Genomic DNA, 25,773 nt, shown 5'->3' with positions numbered 1-25,773 from the left:
CTTCTCAGGACGGAAGATCATGAAATTTCTTGGAAAGCTCATTATCTGGCTGCTGATCGCCCTGCTACTGGTGATTCTGGCCTTTTACTTTCTACTGCAAACACGCTGGGGCGCGCGCCACATCAGCCAGTGGCTAAGCGACAACACCAGCTGGCAGGTGAAGTTCGATGCGATGGATCACCGTTTCTCGTCCCCGTCGCATATCCTGCTGCAAAACGTCACCTTTGGCCGCGATGGCAAGCCCGCGACGCTGGTCGCGAAAACGGTGGATATTGGTCTAAGCTCGCGACAAATTACCGATCCGCTGCATGTTGATACCATCCTTTTACAGGACGGAACCCTCAACCTGTCGCCGTCCACCGCGCCGCTGCCGTTTGTCGCCGACCGCCTACAGCTGAGCAATATGGCGCTCAACAGCCCGGAAACCGGCTGGGAACTGAGCGCGCAGCGTGTCTCCGGCGGCGTGATGCCGTGGGCGCCGGAAGCCGGTAACGTGCTGGGCAAAAAAGCGCGAATTCAAATGAGCGCAGGCTCGCTGGCGCTGAACGGCGTACCGGCCACCAACGTGCTGATTGAAGGCGATATCAACAACGATGAAGTCACCCTGACCACCGTCGGCGCGGATATGGCGCGTGGCTCGCTGACGGGCAATGCCCGCCGCAACGCGGACGGCAGTTGGGTGGTTGATAATCTGCGCCTCAACGATATCCGCATGCAAAGCGATAAATCGCTGCTCGACTTCCTTGCCCCGCTGACCACCGTACCGTCGTTGCAGATTGGCCGGCTCGACGTGACCGATGCGCGTTTGCAGGGGCCGGACTGGGCGGTCACCGATCTGGACCTGAACTTGCGCAACCTGACGCTCAGCCAGGGCGGCTGGCAGAGCAGCGACGGGAAACTGTCGCTCAACGCCAGCGAGTTTATCTACGGCTCGCTGCATTTGCTCGACCCGATTCTCAACGCGGAATTCTCGCCGCAGGGCATTGCGCTACGCCAGTTCACCTCGCGCTGGGAAGGGGGGATGGTGCGCAGCTCCGGCAACTGGTTGCGCGACACTAACGCCCTGGTGCTGGACGACGCGGTCTTCGCCGGGCTGGAGTATACGCTGCCGGAAAACTGGAAAACGCTGTGGATGGAGCAACTGCCGCCATGGCTACAAAGCGTCACGCTGAAGAAATTCGGCGCCAGCCGTAACCTGATTATCGATATCGACCCGGCCTTCCCATGGCAGATCACCGCGCTGGACGGTTACGGCGCCAACCTGCAACTGGTCAAAAATCGCCAGTGGGGCGTATGGGGTGGCAGCGCCACGCTGAACGGCGCGGCGGCGACCTTTAACCGCGTCGACGTTCGTCGCCCCTCCATGACGCTGAATGCAGACGCTTCTCAGGTCAACATCAGCGAACTGAGCGCCTTTACCGAAAAAGGGATTCTGGAAGCCACCGCTACCGTGTCGCAGCAGCCGCAGCGCCAGACCAACGTCACGCTTAATGGCCGCGGCGTGCCGCTGAACGTGCTTCAGCAGTGGGGCTGGCCGGCATTGCCGATTACTGGCGACGGGAATATTCAGCTTACAGCAAGCGGAAATGTACAAGCAGAGGCACCGCTAAAACCGACGGTGAATGGACAGTTGCATGCGGTGAATATGGAGAAACAGGAAGTGACCCAGCAGATGCTGGGGGGCGAGATAAGGTAGTCGCGCGGGTTTCCCCCCTCACCCCGGCCCTCTCCCCAAAGGGGCGAGGGGGAAAATCCAAAGTGCTCGCTGTATGACCAGCGCCTCCCTGGTAAGGGGAAAACCAAACGCACAACCTGCACTATCGGTCCCCTCTCCCCCGCGGGGAGAGGGTTAGGGTGAGGGAGTATCCTCAATACTAAAGTGTAATCACCAGCTCATTACCCTGCGCCGTTACCACCACGCCGAGCTCGCTTCCCGCCTGCGCCCCGCCCTGCACGCCAGCAATCTGCTGGATATTGCGCAGGCACAGCGTCCAGCCGCTGGCTTTGCCGTTGCCCGTCACGGTAATCACGTTGCCCTGGCGTTTCGCGGTCAGCGTATAGATAACGGAGCCATCCTGCGCCGGCACTTCGCAGACTGCCTGACGGCCATCTTCCAGATGGAACAGCTGGAACGCGGTGCCTTCATGCCAGGCGTAGTTCGGCAGCTGGTTGTTGTTGCCCAGCGCCAGCAGGGTGTTGTCGCGCACGTACACCGGCAGGCTCATAAAGTCGTGCTGCTGCTTATGCCAGCGGCTGCCCTGCACCTCGTCGTTGTGCCAGAGATGCGTCCAGCGACCTTCCGGCAGGTAGAACTGCACATCGCCCGCTTCGGTGAACACCGGCGCCACCGCCAGGGAATCGCCAAGCATGTACTGACGGTCGAGGTAGTCGCACGCCGGGTCGTCCGGGAACTCCAGCATCATGGCGCGCAGCATCGGCGTACCCTGCTCGTTCGCCAGCGCCGCCTGACGATACAGGTACGGCATCATGCGGCACTTCATTTCGGTGAAGTAGCGCACCACGTCGCAGGACTCTTCGTCATACGCCCATGGCACACGATAGGATTTGCTGCCATGCAGGCGGCTGTGGCTGGAGAACAAGCCAAAGGCGCACCAGCGCTTGTAGACATCCGCCGGCGCGGTGTTTTCAAAGCCGCCGATATCGTGGCTCCAGAAGCCAAATCCGGACAGACCAATCGACAGGCCGCCGCGCAGGCTTTCCGCCATCGATTCATAGTTGGCGTAGCAGTCGCCGCCCCAGTGCACCGGGAACTGTTGCGCACCCACGGAGGCGGAACGGGCAAACAGCACCGCTTCTTCAACGCCGACGGTCTCTTTCAGCACGTTCCACACCAGCTCGTTATAGATATAGGCGTAGTGGTTGTGCATTTTCTGCGGGTCGGCATCGTCGAACCAGCGCACGTCGGTCGGGATACGCTCGCCGAAGTCGGTTTTGAAGCAGTCGACGCCCATCTCTACCAGGCCTTTCAGCTTGTCGGCGTACCACTGGCAGGCTTCCGGGTTGGTGAAGTCGTAAATCGCCAGCCCCGGCTGCCATTTATCCCACTGCCAGACAGAACCGTCCGGGCGCTTCAGCAGGTAACCTTTCTCTTTCAGCTCTTTGAAAACAGGCGATTTCTGACCGATGTACGGGTTAATCCACACGCAGACTTTCAACCCTTTGTCTTTCAGGCGCTGGATCATGCCTTTCGGGTCCGGGAAGGTCACCGGATCCCACTCGAAGTCGCACCACTGGAAGGCCTTCATCCAGAAGCAGTCGAAGTGGAAAACGTGCAGCGGCAGATTGCGCTCGGCCATACCGTCGATAAAGCTGTTAACGGTCGCTTCGTCATAGTTGGTGGTGAACGAAGTGGTCAGCCACAGGCCGAAGGACCAGGCAGGCGGCAGCGCCGGGCGCCCGGTGAACTGGGTATAGCGGTTCAGCACCTCTTTCGGGGTTGGGCCGTCGATAACAAAATATTCCAGATGCTCGCCTTCAACGCTGAACTGCACCTTAGAGACTTTCTCCGAGCCAATCTCGAAGGAGACGTTTTGCGGGTGATTGACCAGCACGCCGTAGCCGCGGTTGGTCAGATAGAACGGGATGTTTTTATAAGACTGCTCGGTGCTGGTGCCGCCGTCGCGGTTCCAGGTCTCGACGTTCTGGCCGTTGCGCACCAGCGCGGTAAAGCGCTCGCCCAGGCCGTACACGGTTTCACCCACGCCGAGGTCCAGGCGCTCAAACATATAGTTGCGGTTGTCGTTGCTGTCCTGCACGTAGCCGTTGTTTTTCAACTGGCTACCGGTAATGCGTACGCCGTTGCGCAGGAAGTCCAGCGACCAGAATTCGCCTTTGGTGACGCGCACGCTCAGGTTGCCGCTTTTCAGCTCGGCAAACTCGGCGGTGTTCTGGATGTGGACCTTCACGTCTTTCAGCACGTTCAGCGGGTAGTGCGGGCCTTTCTCCAGCGCGCCCTGGAAGTGCTCAATACGCACGCCGACCACGCCTTCCTGAGGAGAGAAAAAGCGAATAGTGAACATCGGCGTGTCCAGCTGCCACGTACGTTCCCGTACATCGCGCGGTGCCACGTACACCACTAGCTCATTCCCATGCTGTTCAACATCAAACACCTGGACAGGATGAATTAAGTTGAGACCCGGTTGGGTCATCCAGTTTCCATCACTGATCTTCATAGCTCGTCCTTTTAATTCTCAAGAGATTGTTTCATAGATACGTTTTCAAAATCCTGCTGAGTGCGGTGCGCGCCGCTCGCCAGTTCGGCCATCATCTTGACCAGGAACGGTGTTTTCAGGGTGTAGAAGCGCTTCGCCACAATGGCGCTCAACAGGTAGCAAATCGCCGGCACGATAGTGAACAGGGCAATAATGATGCTGATGGTGGTGGGGTTCTGCACTTTCGCCGCGGCGTCATAACCGCCGCCGGCCAGCATCCAGCCAATCATCGCGCCGCCCAACGCCAAGCCGAGCTTCAGCACGAACAGCGTACCCGCGAAGCTGATGCCGGTGAGACGTTTACCGTTACGCCATTCGCCGTAATCCACGGTGTCGGACATCATGACCCACTGAATCGGGGTTACCAGCTGGTGCAGCACGCCAATCACGAAGATAAAGGCGAACATCACGACGCTGGCGTTCATCGGCACGAAGAACATCGCCAGGCTCAGCACCGCCAGAATGGCGTTGGTCCACCAGAAGACGCTCACTTTGCATTTCCAGTCGGTCAGAGGTTTAGCCAGCGCCGAGCCAATCAGGTTGCCCACACAGTAGGTGGTGAGGAAGGCGGTAAACAGCGCCGGAGACCCCATGATCCAGGTGACGTAGTACATCATCGCGCCGCCGCGAACGCAGACCGCCATAATGTTGAGAATGGTCAGCAGGCCGACGATGCGCCACTGGTCGTTTTGCCAGATGTCGCGCAGGTCTTCACGCATTGATGTTTGCGTTGGCGGCGCTTCCACGCGCTCTTTGGTGGTAAAGAAACAGAACGCCAGCATCAGGAACGCCACCACCGAGAGCACGGCGATACCGCCCTGGAAGCCCAGCGCTTTGTTGTCGCCGCCAATCAGATTCACCAGCGGCATCATCAGCACGGTAGAGAGCATGCCGCCCGCCGTCGCCAGCACGAAGCGCCAGGACTGCAACGAGATGCGCTGCGTCGGGTCGTTGGTGATCACCCCGCCCAGCGCGCAGTAAGGAATATTGACCACCGTGTAGAACAGGGTCAGCAGCGTGTAGGTGATCGCCGCATAAATCAGTTTGCCGTTATGGCTGAAGTCCGGGGTGCTGTAGGCCAGCACGCAGACCACGCCGAACGGCAGCGCGCCGAAGAGCACCCACGGGCGGAATTTACCCCAGCGGCTGCGGGTACGGTCCGCCAGCAGCCCCATGCACGGGTCAGAGATGGCATCCAGCGCGCGCGCCAGAAGGAACATGGTGCCAACAAAACCTGCGGGTATACCGAAGATATCGGTATAGAAGAACATCATGTACAGCATGACGTTATCGAAAATGATATGGCTGGCAGCATCACCCATGCCATAACCAATCTTCTCTTTGACAGACAATACTTCACTCTTCATCTTTCAAACCCTTTTCGCACCGAAGCCGAAGTGGTACCGGTTACATGATTTGTAAACCATTAGGCTGATAAGGTGTATTGCGATATCTCGTTATCAAATTACGTTTCTTGATTTATGTGATCTGGATTGGCGAGCAGAGTGTGACTAAGTGTAAATGACGGATTTTTAATACATTTCCACTCATGCCGTGCGAAGGAAGTAAAAAAAGTGCTGAAAAATGTAAGTAAAGATGTGGCAACGGATTGAAAGTGGCTATAATGCGCCCCGCCTCCATGTAGCAATGCAGGCGCGGAAGATCGTCGTCTCCGGTGAGACGATTGGACTTCATTTCCAGTGGCAGCCGCCTGCGGCTCCCGGCAGGTTCGACTCCTGCGATCTCCGCCAAAATCCGCTCACTTTTTCCGCTAAAGCCATTCCCTGTTTTTCCCGTACTTCCCTTAGTAGCGCTTGCGATTGCCCTGATACTGTCCCGGTTCGTTTACGCCGTACGCCCGGGCGGCCAAAGATGCATAAACGCGAGGCTAACTGGCCGGAAAACGGCCAACTCTTCGCGTACACCGCTGGTTTTTGCGCCATTCATCACGCAAGAAGTGCGGTAAATAATATGCGGCGTGAGAGATGGAAAATGTAACCCTAAGAAAAAGCAGGGTTTTATCTGAGGAGCCCGAAAATGCCGGGGCGACGGGGCGAAAAATGTGCCCAGGGGGGATGTGGTAAATGATTGAAAGTAGCTATAATGCGCCCCGCCTCCATGTAGCAATGTTGGCGCGGAAGATCGTCGTCTCCGGTGAGGCGGCTGGACTTCAAATCCAGTTGGGGCCGCCAGCGGTCCCGGGCAGGTTCGACTCCTGTGATCTTCCGCCAAAATTACATTCATCCCACCTATAAATATCTGGCCTTTTTACCGAATTAACATGCTCATACCTTACGCTCATAATAAAGCCTCCAATTAATTAGTTTATTAATAAGATAGAGGTAAAGAATGACTGTTTATCAAAATAGAGGTCATGATTCAGGAATCACACAATTCGAGACAGGCACAAACTCAATTACTGTTTATTTTTCAGATGGTTCCGCATATTTATATAATGCAAGTGCACCTGGTGTACAAATGGTCGCAGAAATGACACAACTTGCTCACTCAGGTGAAGGTTTAAATAGCTATATTAACCGTTACGTCCGTGCTAATTACGCAGCAAAAATAAGATAACGTACCCAACAGTAGAAAATAATTTATCCTTTTGGCTCCTGGCCCTTTCTCCTCAATGCCTCTCTCGCCAACTCCTTCAACCAACTGGCGAGACTCACCCCTTCCTCCGCCGCAACAGCATCCAACTGCTCCTTCAATGCCGGATCAATACGCATTTTAAACTGCGGTGATTGCCCACCACCCTTTGGTTTTTTTTCGCGCGATATGATTGACATGGGGCCACCTATCCATCTACTCTTACACATATAGGAGGCCACCTAAACCTCCTCAGTTAGACAACGCTCCGCTGTGCGGGAACACAAACGGAGCGTCTAACCTCACCAACTATCAAGGAGTTGATTATGGCTAACCCGCATTCTACCCCAGACTTACCCGCAGCAAAAACCGAGCGCACGTTAATTGTGGGATATCGCCCGCAGGGTGCAAACAAAAACACGCCTAGCCTTACCCTTTCCGGGAAGTGGCTGCGCGAGGCCGGGTTCGAAACCGGGCAACAGGTTAGCGTAAAGGTGATGGACGGCTGCATAGTCCTAATGGCCTATGGCGAACAGGAGCAGAAGCTGCTGGCGGAGTTGAAGGAGACGCAGCTGAAGCTGAAAGGAATTGAAGCGGCGGTATCAGCGGTGCATTAAGGCTCTCAGGAATATCCGCACCGTGCTCATGACGGGCATTGCCCGATGGCGTTACGCTTATCGGGCCTACGGGCACGGCGCCCGTCGTAGGCCGGGTAAGCAACGCGCCACCCGGCAATAGAGCGGTACATGAGCCCTACTATTTTTGGGGAAAGATCCGAAAAATTGCGGGTTGAATTCAGCATTATATTTAATTAATACTAAACATAATTTCATTTTCAATAAATAAAAGTCGTCTTATCTTCTGCGTTAATATCTTTTATTCCATTTCCAATAATCACTTAACTTTTAAATATATCATATATATTACATTCCTATTTTTCGCCGAATAAGGTGATGCGAGATCTATTTTTAATAAAATAGTCTTAAGGCAAATTGGCAGAATTTTGCTACCTATCCTACAGTTATATCAGGGATTAAATCTTCATACGTTATTGTTTTACCAGGGAAAAATAATACCTGCATAGAGATCAATACTATGAACACGCCAATTAAGTTCATTTTATTCAGTCTGGTATCGGCATTTATTTCTGGCGCGCATGCGGATACCGCCACTAGTACTTTTCAGGTACAGATTACGATTACTAAATCGTGCAGCGTGACCTCCGGTTCGCCCATTAACTTTGGATCGGTGGCGGCCAGTTCACCCAGCGTGACGAGGAATACCACGATTTCCGTTAACTGTTCGCAGTTAACGCCGTATACCGTCGGCCTTGCGCCGTCGAACAGCAACACGCTCGGCTCGGGGCTGATGTCCGGTACCGCTAGCGGTAATACCGACAAAGTGCCGTATCAGCTGGCGAAAGATACTGCGGGCGCCATCTGGGGCAACGTCACCAGCGGCGGGACCAGCAACGTGGTATCGGGATCGGGAAACGGTGCCGCTCAGCCGTTCACGGTTTACGCGATTGTCTCTAACGCTAACTTTACGCCGGATGTGTATAGCGACACGGTCACCGTGACCGTCACCTATTAATTCAAGGATGACGTATGAACTGGAAACAATGCGCCCTCGCCTGTCTTTTTTTCAGCGGTTACGCTGCGGCCAGCGGATTGCAGGTTACGCCAATTACCCTGACGCTCGAACAGAGCCAGCGTGCGGAAGGCATCTGGCTAAGTAACTCGGGCGATAGCCCAATCAACGCCCAGGTTCGCGTGTTCCGCTGGAGCCAGAGCGGCTACAGCGATCAGCTTGCCGCCTCGCAGGGGCTGGTGATCAGCCCGCCAATGCTCACCATTCCGCCCGGCGGCAAGCAGCTTATACGCGTGATCCGCACCGGCTCGCCCACGAAGACAGAGGATGCGTATCGGCTGTCGATCAACGAGCTGCCGCAGACGACGGCGAAAAAAAATAACCTGCAGTTTGTACTCCACTACTCCGTGCCGGTCTTTATCCAGCCGCCTGGCGTCGATGAAACCTACGCCAGGCTGCAATGGCAAATCCAGCATAGCGATGGCCGGACGTGGCTGGAGGTGAATAACCAGGGTGATGGCCACGCCCAGCTGTCGGAAGTGAGCCTGATTACGGCAACGGGCAGCCGCAAAAATATTACCCCTGGGCTATTAGGTTATGTCTTACCCGGGGCCACCATGCGCTGGCCGCTGCCTGCGGGGGCGAGTCAGGGAGAAAAGCTAGAAGTCATGGTCAATGGCAAAAAAACGGTACAAACGCTATAGCGTGCCACTCCGTGTATTAATTTTAATATTTTTCAATGTGTTATTTATAGCAAGGGGTGCCTCTGCGGAAATGAAAGACCCCAATGCCCCGCAGGATGACGTCATTGCCGATGATAAGCCGCTGGCCGGGATCGAACTGTATCTGGATGTCACCCTAAACCAGAATCCGATTGGCCTGGCACGCTTTGGCTATGACCACAATAAGCTCTATGCCAGCGCCGATAGCCTGCGCAGAATCGGCATTCGCCTGCCGCCGCAAACACCGGATCCGGTCAGCCTGAGCGATATCCCACAGCTGGAGGTTCACTACAACGCCGCGCTGCAAAGCCTGACACTGACGGCACCGCTCGCGCTGCTGGATAGGGGCACCACCCAGCTTAACCAGCAAAGCGCCACCAACCCAACAGCGAGCACCGCGCGCGGGCTGCTGCTGAACTACGATCTTTATGCCTCACAGGAGTCAAACAACAACGCCAGCGCCTATACCGAACTGCGTGCCTTCAGCGCGCTGGGCGTACTCAGCTCCACGCAAATTGCGCGCTATATCAGCGATAACAGCGGCTATAGCCTGAATAATGGAATCACCCGGCTGGATACCAGCTGGCGTTCATCGTTTCCGGAAAACGTGCTGGCAGTAACCGTTGGCGATACGCTGACCAGCTCGCTGAACTGGTCGCGCCCAACCCGCATCGCCGGGCTCCAGATTGGCACCGATTACAACCTCCAGCCCTACACGCCAACCACGCCGCTGCCGTCTTTTTTTGGCTCCGCGACGCTGCCTTCCAGCGTTGAGCTGTATATGAACGGCGTGAAGTACTACAACGGGGAGGTGCCGTCGGGCAACTTTGAGATCAACACCCTGCCGACCATCAACGGCGCGGGCAACGCGCAGGTCACGATGACCGACGCGCTGGGCAAAACCACGGTGCAGAGCTTCTCGTTTTATAACGATCAGTCGCTGCTGCGTAGCGGGTTGACCGAATGGTCGGCGGAAGTGGGCGTGGTACGCAACAATTACGGCTATACCTCGTTTGACTACGCCAGCACCCCGGCGTTTAGCGGCACCTGGCGGCGCGGCTTTAGCAATAGCTTTACCGCTGGCGCGCATGGCGAAGCCACGGAAAGCCTGGTCAACGTCGGCTTCAGCAGCGACTGGATCCCCGGTGGCCGCGGCGGCACGCTTTCCACCGCGCTGGCGGTCAGCGCCGACGCAGGAAAGCAGGGGTTTCTCTACAGCATCGGCTATCGCTGGAACAACGAACGTTTCAGCTTCAGCACCGCCACCATCGCGACGGTAAATGACTATCACGACGTCGCCACCCGCTACGGCGAAGCGCCGCCTTCGCTGAACCAGAGCACCGTGGTGGGCTATAACACCGATATGCTGGGTAACTTTAGTCTCGGCTATTTGCAGTTCCGCTCACCCGGCGAATCAACCCAGCGCTACACCAATGCTAACTGGTATAAGTCATTGACGGAACGGGTTTATCTTAACGCTGGGCTCAATCAGAATATTGATAACAGCCGCGATCGCAGCCTGTATCTGATGCTCAGCGTGTCGTTTGAAAACAACATCAGCGCCAGCAGCACCGTCCAGCGCAGCAACGACCAGATGAGCTATACGCTCAACGCCAGCCAGACCCAGCCATCTGATGGCGGCTGGGGCTGGAACCTGGCACTTAACCGGCTGGATTCCCAGCAAAATGCGCAGGGCGAGCTGGGCTATCTGGGACGTTATGGCAACGTTTATGGCGGCTACAGTCGGTTGTCCGGTCAGCAATCCGCGTATGCCGGTGCCGACGGCTCGCTCGTGCTGATGGGCGGCGGGTTGTTTGCCGCACAGACCATCAACAATGGCTTCGCGGTGGTCTCCACCGACGGCATCCCGGATGTGCCGATTATTCTGCAAAACAACCCTATCGGTACCAGCGACAGCCACGGCAGGCTGCTGGTGACCAACCTCAATAGCTATCAGAAAAATGAGATCAGCATTAATCCGCTGGATCTGCCCGCCAACATGCGGGTCGATCCGGTCAACGCCGTGGCGATCCCCGCCGATCGTTCCGGCACGCTGGTGAACTTTACCGTTAAACCCGTTCGCTCGGCGCTTATCGTGCTGAAAGACAGCCAGGGAAGCGTGATCCCGGAGGGGTCATCGGCGGTACTGAACGGCAACCGCAGGCAGAACGCGATAGTGGGCTTTGATGGCATGGTCTATTTCGAGACGTTGGAAGAACACAATACGCTGCGCGTTTCTACCCACGCAGGCGCGTGCGAGGCCCAATTCGATTACCCGCAAGCGGCGCGGGATATCCCGCAAATCGGGCCCATCACCTGCCGATAAGGAGCGAAACCATGTGGTTAAAAGTGATGATACTGCTTGCCGGGCTGTGTCTTTTCCCGATGAAAAGCCATGCGCTGAGCTGCACGGCGACGGTCACCACCGTGGCGTTCGGTACGGTCGACCCCTTTGCCAGCGCCAGCACCACCAGCGGCACGCTGCGCTTTACCTGCACCAAGGGCCTGACGGAGGTACTCAACGCCGCCACCGTCTGCTTTAACCTTTATCCCACCAGTTCGGGGGCCCCCGTCGATGCCCGTAAAATGGCCTCAGGAAGCAACCAGCTCAGCTACCAGCTGTATACGGACGCTGGACGGACAAACGTATGGGGCAATCAGGGCGTCTCGAGCAATTCGGTGCTGAAGTACTCGTTGGGGTTGCTTGATCTCGGCGTGGCACATACGATTCCGTTCTACGCCGCTGTTCCCGCAGGGCAGGCGACAACGGCACCCGGCAGCTATCTGGATGCTTTCACCACGACGAACACCACCATTACGGCGAAATCCGATCCGCTCGTTACGGACTCTTCCTGTGGCACAACGGTGGTCGGCAACATGGCATTCAACGTCACGGCCAGCGTGAATAAACAGTGCAAAATCAACGCCACCAATAATATTACGCTCGATTCGGTACCCCACACGCGAACCAATATCACCGGCAATAATTTCTTTACGATGACCTGCACCAACACCACGCCATACACCGTAGGGCTTTCGCCGTCCAACGGCAACAGCGCCGGCAGCGGCGTGATGAAAAGCGCCACCAGCCCCGATCAGGTGCCATACCAGCTAAATTCAACCGTGGGAGTGAGCGGCACGCCGTGGGGGAGTTTAGCCCCCAATACGGTGGCGGGCACCGGTACCGGTCAGGCGGTCGACCGGTACGTCTATGTCGTCGTTCCCAGCGCGAATTACCGTCCTGCGACGTATAACGACACGGTCACGATCAACGTGACCTACTGATACCTGAAGCCGTTCGGGTCACCCCGCCGTCGGATAATCCACATACCCCGCCTTACCGCCGCCAAAGAACTGCTCTTTCACCGGCGCATTCAGCGGCAAATCATGTTCCAGACGATGCGGCAGATCCGGGTTAGCGATAAACGGACGGCCAAAACCAATCAAATCCGCCCAGCCTTTAGTCAGCGCCTCTTCCGCACGCGCTTTGGTGTATTTACCGGAGTAAATCAGCGTGCCGTGGAAGATAATACGCAGCGCTTCTTTAAAGGCCGCAGGCATCACCGGCGCATCTTCCCAGTCGGCTTCAGCGATATGGATATAGGCGATACCCAGTTCATTCAGCACGCTGGCCGCCGCCAGATAGGTGGCTTCCGGCGTGTCATCACGCGAACCCATCAGCGTGGTCAGCGGCGCCAGACGAATCCCGACACGCTCTTTCCCAATCGCCTCAGACACCGCAGTCACCACCTCTTTCATAAAGCGCAGGCGATTTTGCAGCGATCCGCCGTATTCGTCGTCGCGCAGGTTGGCCTGTGAATCAATAAACTGGTTGATCAGATAGCCGTTGGCGCCGTGCAGCTCAATGCCGTCGAAACCGGCGGCAATGGCGTTGCGCGCGGCCTGGGCATAGTCGTTAACGATAGCCGGGATCTCATCGGTGCGCAGCGCGCGCGGCATATCATGCTGCACCATCGCGCCAACGCCGCTCTCCGGGCCGCGGCCTTCGACGTCCACAAACACCTTCACGCCTTCGGCCTGAATGGCGGAAGAGGAGACCGGCTGCGCGCCGTTCGGCTGCAATACCGTGTGGGAAACGCGGCCCACGTGCCACAGCTGGGCGAAAATTTTACCGCCCGCCTGATGCACCGCGGAGGTCACTTTTTTCCAGCCCGCAATCTGCGCCTCGGAATACATGCCTGGCGTCCAGGCGTAACCTTGCCCCTGCAGGCTGATCTGGGTGCCTTCGCTGATGATAAGCCCGGCGCTGGCGCGCTGTGCATAGTACTCAGCCATCATATCGGTCGCGACGTCACCGGCACCGGCGCGAGAGCGGGTCATCGGCGGCATCACGATACGGTTAGCCAGCGGCAGCGTATTCAGCGCATATTTATCGAATAACATACTGTTTTCCCCCTCTTATTTGTACAGTTCGGCGCTCATGGTCACGGTGTTGCCCATGCGTGCGCTGGTGATTTTGTAGTCAGAGGCGTTCATCTCTTTGGCCTTCTGGGCAATCGCCGCTTCGGCGGTGTCCAGCGTCGAGCCGGTCGCCGTCACGCTTTGCGCCGTGGCGCTAAAGGCAGCAACAGAGAGAAGGGAAGCAGCAAAAATCGCGGTAAGGTTTTTCATGGTCGTATCCTGTTCGGTTTAAGGCGTTACGCTCGGTAACGTGATGTGAAGAAGGATACGACCGCAGACTCATTACATAAATGGTATAAATCGCAATAGACTATTATCAATAAAGCAATAATACCCGGACTCGTTTATCGGCTTGCCCACAGGCGCGCTTTCATGCCCCAGTAGCTGGTCCAGCCGGTGGTGACCGAGACCGGCTGCCCTTGAGAGACGATAACGATCGTCGGCGTGACGCTCACCTGCCAGCGCTGCGCCAGCTCGCCGCGCGCGTCGTTGACCACCGGCATGGTGAGCTGCTTTTTCTGCATCCACTGCGCCAGCCGGGTATCGTCGCCGGAACGCAGCGCGATGCTCACCACGTTTTCCCCCTGCGCCGCCAGTTTCTCTACCGATGGCGTGGTGTAACGGCACACGCTGCACCAGGTCGCCCAGACGTAGATCAGCAATGGCCGCGTGTCGCTAAGCGCGGCCAGGTCGATGTTTTGTCCATCCAGGGTCTGTACGGCCATGCCGGAAAAGGAGTCCGGAAGCGTCGGGCTGCGAAAGCGGTCAACGCCCCACATCAGTACCGCGGCCAGCACCAGCAGGACGACTATCTCGCGTAGCCAGCGGTACACGCGGCGGCGTTGGAAAAATTCGCTCATGATCACCTCGTAAGAATACGCGGTTTATCTTAGCGGGACGCCTGGACTAGTGCTGTAAAGAAGTGTCTTTCGGCAACGGCGGCATTTTCAGGTGCTGCGTCATGACATCGTGACGAAAATAGTCGACAAATGCACTAAAAGTGAGGGGTTTTGAATAGAAGTAACCTTGAAAATAGTCAATTTCGTTTTCCTGTAGCCAGGCCACCTGATAGTCGTGTTCTACCCCCTCGGCAACCGTCTGAATACCCATCTGCCTCGCCATGTCGATGACGCAGTTAATGAGCGGCGTGGAGGCATCAGGGGAAATCTGATTGATAAACATACGATCAATCTTAATGCTGTCCGGGCTCAGGCTGGCTATCCACGACAGGTTGGAGAAGCCGGTGCCAAAATCATCCAACGAAATAGCGATGCCGCTATCACGAACCACCTTGATTTTATTGAGAATATCATCATTGAAGTTGATCTGTTCGTTCTCGGTAAATTCAAAGGTCAGATGCAGATGCAGCCGTTTAAAACGGGCGGCGAATTCGCTGGTAAAAGCGTTGAAATCTTCCGCAACCAGGTGCGCGTGGCTGATATTGACGTTAAAGGTGAAACCGTCCGGTAACACACAATCCGGGCGCTGGCAGTCGGCAAGCACGCGTTTGAGCAGGTTCTCCGTCATCAGGCCGATCGTGTTCGTTTTCTCCGCCACCGGGATAAAAATATCCGGCGGTACGAAACCAATCTCCGGATGTTCCCAGCGGGCGAGAATTTCCGCGCCGATCACCCGGTTGCTGTGGGCGCAAATAATCGGCTGATAGTAGGGCGTAATACGGTCCTGATGCACCGCATTCACCAGATGTTGATAGAGCGAACGACGACGCGTCAGCAATGACCAGGCCAGCGTCGTCAGCAGCAGCGGCGGGACAAGGATAACCAGGATATAGAGCCAGGAGCCCAGAATCTCCTGCCAGATATCAGCGGTATCCGGCGAGCGCCAGGCCAGCGTATACAGTCCACCAGGCTGGCGTTGCGGGTAGTCTTGCGCGCCAAGTTTCGCATGCTCACCGACCAGAATACCGTTCTGTGTCAGCAGTTTGTTATTCACCAGCAGCGCGAAACGTTCATCGCGGTTGCTGTTGCCCATAATGCCCCACAGGTAGCGCAGGTCAGCCGACACCACGATGCCGCCGTTAGCCAGGCGCTGGTAGAGAGAAAAGACCGGAATGCCCGCTGACGCCACGGAATCATCAATTTTCACGCCCTGCGCGCTAAAGCCGCTCAGATCGACCCGCGCGCCCTGGTTAGCCAGCAGTGAGGAACAGGTGATGCGATCGCCATCCAGCAGGTTAATGACCAGCATGCGCATTTCGCGCGTCGGCAACGCGTTCAGGCGGCTTTCCAACTGGCGGTTACAGGTTTTGCCCACCCACCCCTGCGCTTCGCGTGCGACGCGCCGCGTCTCTTCCAGCAGGTTGTCCACCGCATTGCGAATGGGTATCGCCTGATGAGCCAGCTGAACATTCAGCTGTCGCTGCGCGATGTAAAACGTGAGCCAGAGCGCCAGCACGACCGAACCTAAAAAAACCAGACCGACCAGCGCATAGTTTTTGCGATCGGCTTTACTGGCGTATTTTTTGTACATTGCTCATTCATTCCATCTGGCAGGGCGCACTTACCGATGCGCGTAAGACGCTCGCGTTTGCGCCTGTTGGTGCTGCATGTATTCACGCTGGAAACTCTCTTTGCTGATCGGTCGGGAAAACAGATAGCCCTGCCCGAACTTCACGCCCTGTTTCAGCATGTTGGAAGTTTGCGTATAGTTTTCAACACCTTCAATGATGACATCGATGTCGTGCTGGGCAATCAGCTGGAGGATCTGCTCGGTTTCGTCCTGCTGGCCGCACGCGAGACAGCTGCGATCGAGCTTGATGTAATCCGGAATCCAGTAGGCCAGCCGCTCCTGTAGCGCCGCCAGCGTGCCGATACCATCCCAGGCGATATTGATGCCGTCATCCTGTAACGTCTGGAGGTTCTGCCGAGCGACTTCAGTGAGCGCAACCTGTCCGGAGGTAATTTCAAATACCAACTGCGCCGTCCGCAGATGCCGCGTCTCCACAATCCCCAGCGCATGGTAGGCAAACTCCGGATCGTTCAGCTGCACGGCGGAAATATTCAGCGTGTACATGAATTCTTCCTGGTCATCGGCCCGCTTTTGCGCAATAAACGACAGCGATTTTTCCATCACGTAGTAGCCCATATCCACGATGGTGCCATTCTCTTCAAGGTGCTGGATAAACTCGACCGGCGGGACAACGTTACGCCGATGGGTGCCTCGCACCAGCACTTCACCGCCAATACAGGCAAAACGGGATAAATCGAAGATAGGCTGAATAACGAAATCGATACCTACATCGAATTTAGCGTTCTCTACGCAACGAACAACATAATGCGCACTTTTGTCCATACCAGCCTCATCTCTCATTATTGTGCGGAAAAAGCGACGTGCAGCGGCGGCAACTTAAACCGCCCGTCACTTAAAAAATGCCTTTCTGGCGAATCTGCTTCATTTTTTGCGCGGGTGCGCCAAGGGTGTTCAGGTCGACCTCTTCCGCCGCACCGTTTTTACTGCCTTCGGCAGCAGGCGAAGCAGCGCGGCCAGACAGCCTTAATTGTTGCAGCAGCAGGTTTTGCTGATTAAGCAAGGTTTTCAACTGCGCGACTTCGCTGCGCAGCTGGCTCAGTTCCTCGCGCGCACCGTCGTCCGGCGCGGCGGGCGCGGGTTGGCGCTGGAGCGCTTCGGACATCAGCGCGCGCATCTGGCGCAACTGTTGCTTGCTAAAATCCGCGCTTGGCGCAACTTGCTCGGCCGCAGGCGCCGCCGTCGGGCTGGCTGACACGGGCAGCAGCGAAGCCGCAGATAGCTCGCTGCACAGCGCATCCAGCGTCAGCTTTTCCCGGCCCATTGACTCGGCAACATGGCTACACAACTGCGGGTTCAGCAACTGAAGTTGCAGCCCGGCCAGGTAAACGTTGCGGTGGAAGCGGCGCATTTCCATATTGGCATCGCCAGAGTTGCTGCCCGCCTGGCTCAGCTCCTGATGCCACTTCTTAAGTTGCAGCATCGCGCGCAGGTCCGCGCGCGAGTGTTCCGGCGACAAATGCAGCGAGAGATTAACGCGGCGAATGTGCCTGTTACTCATCGTCACCCACCTCGGCCATATGCGGTGCGGCGACGGTTTCGACGCTGGAGTCCGCATGGTACAGGCAGATTTCGCGCGACAGCGCGCTCTGTGGGTTATCGATGGTGATCACGCGGTCGCCCAGCGTGGCGTAGGTTTCACGTACCGCTTTCTCAATCAGGTGTGCGCCGCCGCCAACCAGGTAAACGCGGTTGGGGTTTTTGGCGAATTTCTTCGCTTCGTAGGCCACCTGGTCACCGAGTTCCTGAATTTTAATCTCAATACGTTCAAGGATTTCCGCAATGCGCGATTCGTCATTAATGACGCTTTTCACAAACTCCATATCGTGACGGCGCTTGATAAGCTCGTTCGCCACCAGGTAGCTGGAGTCGCTGTCAGCCGCCGCCAGCAGCTTACGGGTGGCGTCAGTGACCATCGCCACGCCGATTTCGTTGTTGCCATAAATCGCGGAGACATCATCAAATTCACCGACGATCACCCCCATGTCCAGCGTGGTACCGCCGCAGTCGACCACCAGCGATTTGGTGAACTCGGTGACGTTGGAGTTCAGCAGATGAGACAGCGCCGCCGGCAGGCTTTCCGGCATCACCTGAACGTCCACAATACGGAACAGCTCGCCCTTGTTGAGGGTGATATCGCGCATCAGATTGCGGCGCTTCGCTTCGATACGACTTTCATTACGCTGGCAGTCGTCCGGATTGTAGTACTGGGTGATTGGCAGCGTCACGATCACTTCAACATCGCACGGCGTCATGCCGGTCTGCAGCAGCGCGTGATGCACCGCCAACAGGTTGAGATCGTCATACTGATAGTCGATGTGCGTGGTGGATAACGCTTTGTCTGACGTCGCATCGTAGGTGTATTTGGTGGTGCCGATGGTGTAGTTGTACACCGACTGTCCGCGCAGCAGCGCCGCGCTTTTCCAGTCCTTACGGAAGGAGTTCGGCGAGACCACGGTCTTCAGCGTGCCGTTCGCAATCCAGCTAATTTTTACGTTGGTCGAGCCATCATCAATGGCGAATTTCATACGGGTCATGGTCACGTTCTCAATACTAAAGGTGTTTTAACAGCGTCACGCCGCCCTACAGGACGCGGCGTGCGCCAAGGTAATGTGATTGCCAGAAATCATCGGATAACCGGCTGATACGAATCTTTAACCCGGTACGCGGGGCTTCAATAAAGCGCCCATCGCCCAGATATACGCCAACGTGATCCGCGCCGGGACGCTGGTTAATGTTGAAAAAGACCAGGTCGCCCTGCTTCAGGCTGTTCTGGCGAATCGACTTCAGGCCGTTATCCCGATACATGCCGTTGGCGGTGCGCGGTAGCTTGCGGTCCAGCACATGATTGAAGGCGTAGAACACCAGCCCGCTACAGTCGAAGCCGTCGGTCGGGCTGTTGCCACCCCACAGGTAAGGCTTCCCGAGTTGGCTTTCCAGCCGATGGATCACCGTACGCAGCTTCGCGGTGTTCTTCGGTGCCCGACGTTTCGCCGCGACCGCCCCGTCCTGGACTTCATCCCACAGCGCTTCTGAACCGCCCAGCGTTCCAGGCTGCCAGCGGGTGTGCATCGCCAGAATTTCACGGTTTTTCGCCCGTTCGGCCTGCTGATTCGCCAGTTCGCGGCGTTTTTGCTCCGGCGTGGGCGGAACCACAACGGCGCGTTTCTTCGCTTTCGCCATCAGGCGGGCGCGGTTCTGTTTGCGCTTTTGCGCTTCACTGTCGCTTTTGGCCGCTGGCGCTTTTACCGGCTGCGGCTTTGCGCTGACGAACCCTGCGGACATCAGCAGCATCAAAAAGAGGAAAAAAAAGAGTACCTGACGGGCAAAGGCGGCCCGAACAGGTACAAAAGGGATGGTAAAAATAAAACTCTTCACAACGTTAATCAGGCTATGGGTTTTGAGTGAGCTTGTCGGCTAACGGCTTGATCACCTTCTCGCCGTGCTGGCCAAAGAACTGATACAGCGATTCACTGGCCGAGTGCGTCAGCACCATGATTTCGATGCGGCGGTTAGCCGAACTGAGCGGATGTTCCGGGTCCAGCAGCATCTGGTCGGCCATGCCGCTTACCTGCAAAATTTTGCCGGGTTCAAGGCCGCTGCGGGTCAGTACCGATCGCGCCTGCATCGCACGTTCGCCGGAGAGGTTCCAGTTGTTGTAGAGCACCTGGTCGCGGAAACGGGTGGCGTCGGTATGCCCGGTAATAATGATTTTGTTATCTATCTTGTTCAGCTCGGGGGCAAATTCGGTCAACAGCCGCTTAAAGAACGGCGTCAGGATGGCGCTGCTGCGCTGGAACATTTCGCGCTTCTGATCGTCAGTCACCAGGATGCGCAGCCCCTGCGGCACAATCTCCATTTTCAGGTTGGCCTGCGCGTCGTAGGCCGAGGTGATTTTCATAATGATGCGCGCGAGATCTTCAATCTCATTTTTGGAACGCGCATTCACGTCACCGAGGCTTTCAGTGCCCTTAAGCTGCTTCGCCAACTCGGCGTCTTTCTTCGCCTGCTCTTTGAGCAGCTCTTTTTGCTTCGCGTGACGGCTATCGAGCAGCGCGATCTGTCCGCCGTTACCCTCTTTTTGCGTCACCGGCGTGATATTGTTGCCCTCAAAAATGGACTCGCCGTTGAGCAGCGAGACGATCTCTTTACGCTCCTCTTCCGTCACCGCGCCCATAATCCACAGCACCATAAACAGCGCCATCATCGCCAGCGTAAAGTCGGCGAATGCGACCTTCCACGCGCCGCCATGAAAGGCATCATGGCTTTTGCGCGAGGAGCGTTTAATGATGGTGGTATGTTCTTTGTTGCGCCCGCGCATCAGGCTTCACCAATCATCTGGTTAACCCAACCGTCGAGCGTGGCGAAGGTCGGCTTGGTGTCCATCGGCAGCATCTTACGGCCCGCATCCACCGCCAGCAGCGTCGGCTTACCGGCAACGTGGTTGACCAGCACCGTACGTACGCACTCCAGCACCGCCAGCTGTTTTTTGGTGCGCTGTTCCATGGCGTTCGCCACCGGATCCATTAAGCAGTAACAGAAGAAAACGCCGAGGAAGGTACCGACCAGCGCGGCGGCAACCTTCACGCCGATCACCGCGATAGAGCCGTCGATCGACTGCATAGTGATGATGATCCCCAGTACCGCCGCACAGATCCCGAAGCCCGGCATCGCTTCTGCGGTACGCTGCAACGAACGTGACGGCTGCAGCAGGTTCTCTTCCATCGCCACCAGCTCCTGCTCGAGGATGCCTTCCAGCTCGTGTTCGTTGATCTTACCCATCGCCATCAGGCGGAAGTTATCGGAGATAAACGTCACCAGCGCTTTGTCACGCAGCATCAGCGGGTACTTCTGGAACAGCGGGCTGTTTTCCGGCGCTTCAATGTGCTCATCCAGCACCTTCAGACCGCCGTCCTGCACCAGTTCCAGCAGTTCGTACAGCAGCATCAGCAGCTGGCGTTGATACTCGTTGGTGTATTCGTTTTTGCGCATAATGCCGCGGAACTGGCGGTACATTTCAGACAGTACGGCGCGAGGGTTAGCGAGGACCATAGCCCCCATACCGGCACCCAGAATGATGATAATTTCACCCGGTTGCCAGAACGACGCGAGGTGACCGCCGGACATAAGAAAGCCGCCAACCACGCATCCCATGATGATTACGATACCGAAGAATTTCTGCATAAACCTTTCACTTCTGGAAAAAAGACTGAATTTTTTGGGCGATTTTTTTATTGAGCTGGCAGACCCTGGCCTCGGTTAAATCAAGGACGAGGGCAATCTCTTTCAGACTCATTTCATGCTGGTAATAAAGCGTCAGGATCAGCTGTTCACGCTCATCAAGCGCTGCCAGCGCGCTGCGTAGCGTCCGGCTGACGACGACTTCGTCTTCCAGCGGTCGGCTATCCAGCGCCCCGGCGTGAACGTCATTCCCTAACAGCTCATCCAGGCTCTCTATCGTTTTGGCGCAATCCAGCAATAAATATTCCTGGTACTCTTCAGCCGTGATCGACAGGTGGCGGTTAATATCCTCGAAGCTGGGCGTCCGCCCGAGTTGGCGCGCAATTTCGCGGATACCGTCATTCAGTTTGTGGGTCTTCTGCCGCAGGCGGCGAGGACGCCAGTCCAGCAGGCGCAGTTCGTCCAGCACCGCGCCGCGAATACGCTGCACGGCGTAGGCGGCAAACTGCTCGTCCGGGTGCCCGTAGCGGCGCAGCGAGGTGAGCAGACCCATCAGGGCAATCTGCTCCATATCTTCGCGGTCGATGACGCTGCTGGTCTGGTATGAGAGCTGTTTAACCACCCGATTCACCAGCGGCAGATACGCGCTGACATAGCGCGCCTCGTCTGCCGGCGTCAGGGTGTCACTCGCAATAAAGTCCATCATTTCCATTGCGGCGTATCTATCACTGGAAGACCATTTTGCTGATGATGACGTCGTCAAACGGCACGTCCATCTTCAGGCTGCTAAAGCGCGCCGCGTAAGCGGCCTGCAGCTTGTCGTGCAGGACGTTAACGCTCATGCCGCGCACTTCGTCATAGTCCAGATCGGAGAGCAGGCTGACCGTCGCACCGCGCACCGCCGGGATCATGTCCTGCGCTTTACGGGTATTTTCCGGGCCGTTGGTCGCCAGGTTCAGCTCCAGCAGCAGATAGCGCTCGGATTGCCCTTTGCCTTTCAGGGTGATCACCACGTTTTTAATTTCCACGAACTCCACGGACCCTTTATCAGAGCTGGAGAACATGCCCGACAGGAAGCTACTGCCAGTGGCTTCATCCATGCGCAGCAGATGCGTGCCAACTACCGTCATGCCTGCCGCCAGCATGGCGGTGACGAGCGCGATAATGAGACCGAAAGAGAGAGTTTTTGCGTTCATATTTTTCTTTGTCTTAAACCGTCATGAGTACCGAGTCATCGCTGCGGGAATCCTGGGTAGCCGATACGTTGGCTGCCAGCTCCGCGCCCGCCTGAATGGCGTTGTGCTGCTCGGCGAAATGTTGACCTCTGCCCTGCTGCTGTCCCCCGGATTGGGAAGACACCTGCACGTTCACCTGCACGAAGTTTTGCTCTGTCAGGCTCTGGCGAAGGTCGTTACTGGTCTGCTGTAGCGCACGATAAACTTCGGCGTGGCTGGCGTTGATCTGTACCTGTACGCGGCCATTGTCGACCTGCATCGAGATATCGATTTTGCCCATATCCGGCGGATCGAGACGGATAGTGGCGTGCTGGATCTGCTGCTTCACCTGCACCTGCAAACGATCGCCAAGTGCGCTTTGCAACTGCTCGCTCCAGCGAGAAGGCTCAGGATCCATCTTCAGCGTGGTGGTGACCGGCGAAGCGGTGGAGGCGGTTGCCGGAGAAATGCTGTTGCTGCTGTCTAACGGTTGCCCAGGCATCGCGGCGACCGGCGTCATCGCCGTCATCAGCATCGGGGAAACCGGCTGAGCGCCCGGCAGGACGCTACTCGCCGTCTCCGTAGCGGCAAGATTCGGCGCAGTCATCGTCTGCTGTTGCAGCGATGGCGCAAGGCCCATCGTCAACGCCTGCGGCGCCATCAATGTCTGCGCATTCGCCATCAGCGCATCATCGACGGGCTGTGCCACGTTGACATAGCTGGCGGTCTGCACCGGCATCTGACTGGTCATCAGCAGCGTTTCGAGCAGTTGCTGCTGAGAGTCGTCTTTCAACAACGCGCCGCTCAACTGCTGCGGATCAGCATCGTCGTCTTTGTCATCGACGGAGACCGGATGCGCGCTCACGGCCAGCGAGCTCGGGAGCGTTTGCCCGGTCATCATCGAGTCAATGACGTTAAGCAATGCGTCGCTGAAAGCGGTTGGTGTTTGCGCGGCACCGTTTTGCCCCATCTGCCCGGCGATAGATTCGGCCTGCATCGGCAGGCCGGATCCGCTCAGCGCGCCCTGTGAAAGGTTCAGAATATCCATCAGTGCATCCCCTCATCGTCCATAAACTGGGCGTAAGCCGTTGCGCCTTCGCGGTTACGCGCCACCAGGCTCATTTTGGCGGCCAGCATATCGCTCTGGCCCTGGCAGTAATCGCGCGCCTGCTGGTGCACCTTCTTTAACGCATCCAACGCCTGGCGTTCCGCAGCATCCAGATTTTTGCCCTGGATGGCCGCCAGCAGTTCGGCGATTTTGGCGTCGACGTTAACGACGGAAGGCCAGTTGTGGTCTTCCGTCGCCTGACGTAGCGCCTGAGTCAGCGTCTGAATCGCGTGTTGCATACTCATGCCGCCTGACCCATTTTTTCCCAGCCGTCCTGCAGGTTGCCGAGGATCGCTTCCACTTCTTCGATCTGCTCGATGGAGAGGTTATTGCTGGCGTCGTACAGACGATAAACGCAGTAGTCGTAAAGATTCGCCAGGCTCAGCGCCAACTCGCCGCCTTTGTCAAAATCAAGCGAGCTGGTCAGCGCATTAAGGATATCGATGCACTTGTTGATGCTCTGCGCCTTACGCTCATAGCGACGCGCCGCAATGTGGCTTTTGGCGCGTACCAGCTCATCCATCATGCCGCGGAACAGCATCAGCACCAGCTGGTGCGGGTTGGCTGCCGCCGCCTGAATCGCCAGATCGGATTGTTGATACAGGCCGTAGCCTTCCTGCTCATTACCGTACATTGAGGATGGGTTCCCTTAGAAAATTAGCTAAACAAACTCGTGGTGTTATTCATCTGCGTCATGAGCGACTGCAACTGCGTAAACTGCTTGAGGTAGCGGTTGTACGAAGACTCATAGCGCGTTTCCATTTTTGCGGTTTTGTTGTCGATATCAGTCTGCTGACGGTCGAGGGTATCCTGACGCCCTTTCAGCAAGCCGGTAGTGGAGCTGAGGTATTTATCCAGCGTTTTATCCATCGCTTTAATCAGGCCGTCATTGCCGTTAAAGAACTGCGCCACGGTCTGCGGGTCGTTTTTCAGCTGCTCTTCCAGCTTGTCGGCATCGAAGGAGAATTTGCCGTCTTTGTCGGCGGTGATGCCGAACTTGCTCATGTTCTGATCGCCAAAGGTGCCGCGCAGCATGCTGCTGAGTTCGGTGCCTAACGTCGAAATACTGGCATCGCCGGCAAAAGCGCCGCGGTCAGTGCTGGAACTGCCGGTCGCGGTCAGGCCAGAAATGGTGTCGCGCAGGGTGTTGTAGGCATCGAGGAACGCCTGGACCTGGTTCTTGGTTTCGGTGACGTCGGTATCAATAGAGATAACCAGTGGCTTACCCGTTTCGGTGGTGCTGGTCAGTTTGATGGAGACGCCGTCGACCAGGTCATCGAGGGTGTTGGAGCTGCTGTAGTATTTTTTATCGGAGTCACCCAGAGTAAAGATGGCATCTTTGCCGTCGGTAATAATTTCCGGCTTGTCGAACATCTCCGCACCGCTGGTCATCCCGCTGGTATCCATTTGAATGTCGTACTTCGCGCCGCTCTGATCGCTGTTAAAAATCAGCGTCACTTCCCCGTTGACGCGCATCAGCGAGGCGGTAATACCGTTCTGGCCGGTGGTGGCGGTGGTGGAGCTGGACGCGCTGGGGAAATCAGCCTTGTTCACCGCTGCGGCGAAATCAGAGAGGCTGTTGAGGCCATCCATGTCGATCTCGATCTCTTCGCCATCCAGGGTGATTTTGAGCGTACCGGTAGCGTCTTTAACGGACTGGTCTGTCATTCCCTCAAACGTCTTCTGCTGGGCGGTCGCCAGCTGGGTGACGTTCAGGCTGTAGGTCCCTTTACGCGCGCTGGCGCTGGCGGTGATGGTGGCGATACCTTCCTGGTTCATGGTCGCGACATTCTTCAACACGCTGGCGGAACTGGAGTTCAACGCCGTGATGGAGGTGCGGAAGGTGGTTAGCGCCGTGCGCAGCGAATCCAGCGCTTTAGTCTGCGCCTGTAACGTAGTGGTCTGCTTGGTGATCGAGTTTTGCAGCGCAAGAATGTCATAGCCTGCCAGCTGGGTGGCCAGTGTATTCGGGTCAAAATCAGACATAGTAGGTTCTCCAGGCACGCAAGCCACGATCGATATGCAATTGATTTAGCAACTATCGTGCCAACTTTTAAGTTGTTATTTATCAATGAATTAAATAATGGCAGGAACAGGTATTTCCGCATTTTCCGGCAGGGGAAAGGAGGGGTCGGATACAAAAACACCGCCATACAGCGGTGTTT

General features: G+C 56.6%; 26 protein-coding genes and 2 tRNA genes. 9 read left to right on the top strand and 19 right to left on the bottom strand.

What is annotated here, in order from left to right:
• Nucleotides 1–19 precede the first annotated feature (19 nt).
• On the top strand, nucleotides 20–1,696 hold the full coding sequence (locus K7B04_RS05945; protein ID WP_223803679.1) for an AsmA family protein: 1,677 nt from the start codon (nucleotides 20–22) through the stop codon (nucleotides 1,694–1,696).
• Nucleotides 1,697–1,874: 178 nt separating this feature from the next.
• Here K7B04_RS05945 and yicI read toward each other — a convergent pair whose 3' ends face one another.
• Nucleotides 1,875–4,193, bottom strand: a complete 2,319-nt coding sequence (gene yicI / locus K7B04_RS05940; RefSeq protein ID WP_223803678.1) for an alpha-xylosidase — start codon at nucleotides 4,191–4,193, stop codon at nucleotides 1,875–1,877.
• 11 nt (nucleotides 4,194–4,204) lie between these two features.
• A complete protein-coding gene (locus K7B04_RS05935; protein WP_223803677.1) occupies nucleotides 4,205–5,599 on the bottom strand; it encodes a glycoside-pentoside-hexuronide family transporter in 1,395 nt (464 codons plus the stop codon).
• A gap of 290 nt (nucleotides 5,600–5,889) precedes the next feature.
• Between K7B04_RS05935 and K7B04_RS05930 the strand changes: the two genes are divergently transcribed.
• From K7B04_RS05930 to K7B04_RS05920, 3 genes are all read left to right on the top strand, one after another.
• Nucleotides 5,890–5,983 (top strand) — tRNA-Sec (locus K7B04_RS05930).
• A gap of 385 nt (nucleotides 5,984–6,368) precedes the next feature.
• A tRNA-Sec gene (locus tag K7B04_RS05925) sits at nucleotides 6,369–6,463 on the top strand.
• A gap of 118 nt (nucleotides 6,464–6,581) precedes the next feature.
• Nucleotides 6,582–6,809 carry a hypothetical protein gene (locus K7B04_RS05920; protein ID WP_167574784.1) on the top strand — a complete coding sequence of 76 codons (228 nt, stop codon included), beginning with the start codon at nucleotides 6,582–6,584 and terminating at the stop codon, nucleotides 6,807–6,809.
• Nucleotides 6,810–6,832: 23 nt separating this feature from the next.
• On the opposite strand, the gene K7B04_RS05915 is transcribed toward K7B04_RS05920, so the two are convergent.
• Nucleotides 6,833–7,024 (bottom strand): toxin-antitoxin system HicB family antitoxin, encoded by a 192-nt coding sequence (locus K7B04_RS05915; RefSeq protein ID WP_046888943.1) that lies wholly within the window; start codon nucleotides 7,022–7,024, stop codon nucleotides 6,833–6,835.
• 126 nt (nucleotides 7,025–7,150) lie between these two features.
• On the opposite strand from K7B04_RS05915, the gene K7B04_RS05910 reads away from it, so the two are divergent.
• The 5 genes from K7B04_RS05910 to K7B04_RS05890 all read left to right on the top strand — a co-directional run bounded on the left by K7B04_RS05910 (nucleotide 7,151) and on the right by K7B04_RS05890 (nucleotide 12,421).
• Nucleotides 7,151–7,441 carry a SymE family type I addiction module toxin gene (locus tag K7B04_RS05910; protein ID WP_167574783.1) on the top strand — a complete coding sequence of 97 codons (291 nt, stop codon included), beginning with the start codon at nucleotides 7,151–7,153 and terminating at the stop codon, nucleotides 7,439–7,441.
• Between the two features lie 478 nt (nucleotides 7,442–7,919).
• Nucleotides 7,920–8,417: a spore coat protein U domain-containing protein gene (locus K7B04_RS05905; RefSeq protein ID WP_167574782.1), complete on the top strand. Its 498-nt coding sequence runs from the start codon at nucleotides 7,920–7,922 to the stop codon at nucleotides 8,415–8,417.
• A 14-nt stretch (nucleotides 8,418–8,431) separates the two neighbouring features.
• A complete protein-coding gene (locus K7B04_RS05900; RefSeq protein WP_167574781.1) occupies nucleotides 8,432–9,118 on the top strand; it encodes a molecular chaperone in 687 nt (228 codons plus the stop codon).
• A 70-nt stretch (nucleotides 9,119–9,188) separates the two neighbouring features.
• A complete protein-coding gene (locus K7B04_RS05895; protein WP_223803676.1) occupies nucleotides 9,189–11,462 on the top strand; it encodes a fimbria/pilus outer membrane usher protein in 2,274 nt (757 codons plus the stop codon).
• An 11-nt stretch (nucleotides 11,463–11,473) separates the two neighbouring features.
• The gene (locus tag K7B04_RS05890; protein WP_167574779.1) at nucleotides 11,474–12,421 is read left to right on the top strand and encodes a spore coat protein U domain-containing protein; all 948 of its coding nucleotides are present in this window, start codon (nucleotides 11,474–11,476) and stop codon (nucleotides 12,419–12,421) included.
• A gap of 18 nt (nucleotides 12,422–12,439) precedes the next feature.
• Here the strand turns inward: K7B04_RS05890 and K7B04_RS05885 are convergent, their stop codons facing one another.
• From K7B04_RS05885 to fliD, 16 genes are all read right to left on the bottom strand, one after another.
• Nucleotides 12,440–13,540: an alkene reductase gene (locus K7B04_RS05885; protein WP_223803675.1), complete on the bottom strand. Its 1,101-nt coding sequence runs from the start codon at nucleotides 13,538–13,540 to the stop codon at nucleotides 12,440–12,442.
• 15 nt (nucleotides 13,541–13,555) lie between these two features.
• Nucleotides 13,556–13,768 carry a DUF1471 domain-containing protein gene (locus K7B04_RS05880; RefSeq protein WP_167574777.1) on the bottom strand — a complete coding sequence of 71 codons (213 nt, stop codon included), beginning with the start codon at nucleotides 13,766–13,768 and terminating at the stop codon, nucleotides 13,556–13,558.
• A 134-nt stretch (nucleotides 13,769–13,902) separates the two neighbouring features.
• On the bottom strand, nucleotides 13,903–14,418 hold the full coding sequence (locus tag K7B04_RS05875; RefSeq protein WP_223803674.1) for a protein disulfide oxidoreductase: 516 nt from the start codon (nucleotides 14,416–14,418) through the stop codon (nucleotides 13,903–13,905).
• Between the two features lie 46 nt (nucleotides 14,419–14,464).
• A complete protein-coding gene (locus K7B04_RS05870) occupies nucleotides 14,465–16,048 on the bottom strand; it encodes an EAL domain-containing protein (RefSeq protein ID WP_223803673.1) in 1,584 nt (527 codons plus the stop codon).
• Nucleotides 16,049–16,078: 30 nt separating this feature from the next.
• Nucleotides 16,079–16,870, bottom strand: a complete 792-nt coding sequence (locus tag K7B04_RS05865; RefSeq protein WP_223803672.1) for an EAL domain-containing protein — start codon at nucleotides 16,868–16,870, stop codon at nucleotides 16,079–16,081.
• A gap of 70 nt (nucleotides 16,871–16,940) precedes the next feature.
• On the bottom strand, nucleotides 16,941–17,606 hold the full coding sequence (locus tag K7B04_RS05860) for a hypothetical protein (protein ID WP_223803671.1): 666 nt from the start codon (nucleotides 17,604–17,606) through the stop codon (nucleotides 16,941–16,943).
• A complete protein-coding gene (parM, locus tag K7B04_RS05855; RefSeq protein WP_223804130.1) occupies nucleotides 17,599–18,633 on the bottom strand; it encodes a plasmid segregation protein ParM domain-containing protein in 1,035 nt (344 codons plus the stop codon). Before parM ends, K7B04_RS05860 begins: the two co-directional genes overlap by 8 nt.
• Nucleotides 18,634–18,688: 55 nt before the next feature.
• The gene (locus tag K7B04_RS05850; protein ID WP_223803670.1) at nucleotides 18,689–19,483 is read right to left on the bottom strand and encodes a C40 family peptidase; all 795 of its coding nucleotides are present in this window, start codon (nucleotides 19,481–19,483) and stop codon (nucleotides 18,689–18,691) included.
• Between the two features lie 13 nt (nucleotides 19,484–19,496).
• Nucleotides 19,497–20,426 (bottom strand): putative lateral flagellar export/assembly protein LafU, encoded by a 930-nt coding sequence (gene lafU / locus K7B04_RS05845; RefSeq protein WP_167574771.1) that lies wholly within the window; start codon nucleotides 20,424–20,426, stop codon nucleotides 19,497–19,499.
• A complete protein-coding gene (gene motA / locus K7B04_RS05840) occupies nucleotides 20,426–21,289 on the bottom strand; it encodes a flagellar motor stator protein MotA (protein WP_167574770.1) in 864 nt (287 codons plus the stop codon). Before motA ends, lafU begins: the two co-directional genes overlap by 1 nt.
• 7 nt (nucleotides 21,290–21,296) lie before the next feature.
• Nucleotides 21,297–21,998 carry a FliA/WhiG family RNA polymerase sigma factor gene (locus K7B04_RS05835; protein ID WP_191091017.1) on the bottom strand — a complete coding sequence of 234 codons (702 nt, stop codon included), beginning with the start codon at nucleotides 21,996–21,998 and terminating at the stop codon, nucleotides 21,297–21,299.
• A 13-nt stretch (nucleotides 21,999–22,011) separates the two neighbouring features.
• A complete protein-coding gene (locus K7B04_RS05830; RefSeq protein WP_167574768.1) occupies nucleotides 22,012–22,482 on the bottom strand; it encodes a flagellar basal body-associated FliL family protein in 471 nt (156 codons plus the stop codon).
• A 13-nt stretch (nucleotides 22,483–22,495) separates the two neighbouring features.
• Complete coding sequence (locus K7B04_RS05825) at nucleotides 22,496–23,548, bottom strand: flagellar hook-length control protein FliK (RefSeq protein WP_223803669.1); 1,053 nt, start codon at nucleotides 23,546–23,548, stop codon at nucleotides 22,496–22,498.
• Nucleotides 23,548–23,853, bottom strand: a complete 306-nt coding sequence (locus tag K7B04_RS05820) for a hypothetical protein (protein ID WP_223803668.1) — start codon at nucleotides 23,851–23,853, stop codon at nucleotides 23,548–23,550. The genes K7B04_RS05825 and K7B04_RS05820 overlap by 1 nt, the downstream gene beginning before the upstream one ends.
• Nucleotides 23,850–24,242 (bottom strand): flagellar export chaperone FliS, encoded by a 393-nt coding sequence (fliS, locus tag K7B04_RS05815; RefSeq protein WP_167574765.1) that lies wholly within the window; start codon nucleotides 24,240–24,242, stop codon nucleotides 23,850–23,852. The genes K7B04_RS05820 and fliS overlap by 4 nt, the downstream gene beginning before the upstream one ends.
• Nucleotides 24,243–24,265: 23 nt before the next feature.
• The gene (gene fliD / locus K7B04_RS05810) at nucleotides 24,266–25,594 is read right to left on the bottom strand and encodes a flagellar filament capping protein FliD (RefSeq protein ID WP_167574764.1); all 1,329 of its coding nucleotides are present in this window, start codon (nucleotides 25,592–25,594) and stop codon (nucleotides 24,266–24,268) included.
• Between the last annotated feature and the right edge of the window lie 179 nt (nucleotides 25,595–25,773).

It is taken from the genome of Kluyvera sp. CRP, assembly GCF_019930565.1.
Taxonomy (GTDB): domain Bacteria; phylum Pseudomonadota; class Gammaproteobacteria; order Enterobacterales; family Enterobacteriaceae; genus Kluyvera; species Kluyvera georgiana_A.
This window is presented reverse-complemented; position numbering and strand designations above follow the sequence as displayed.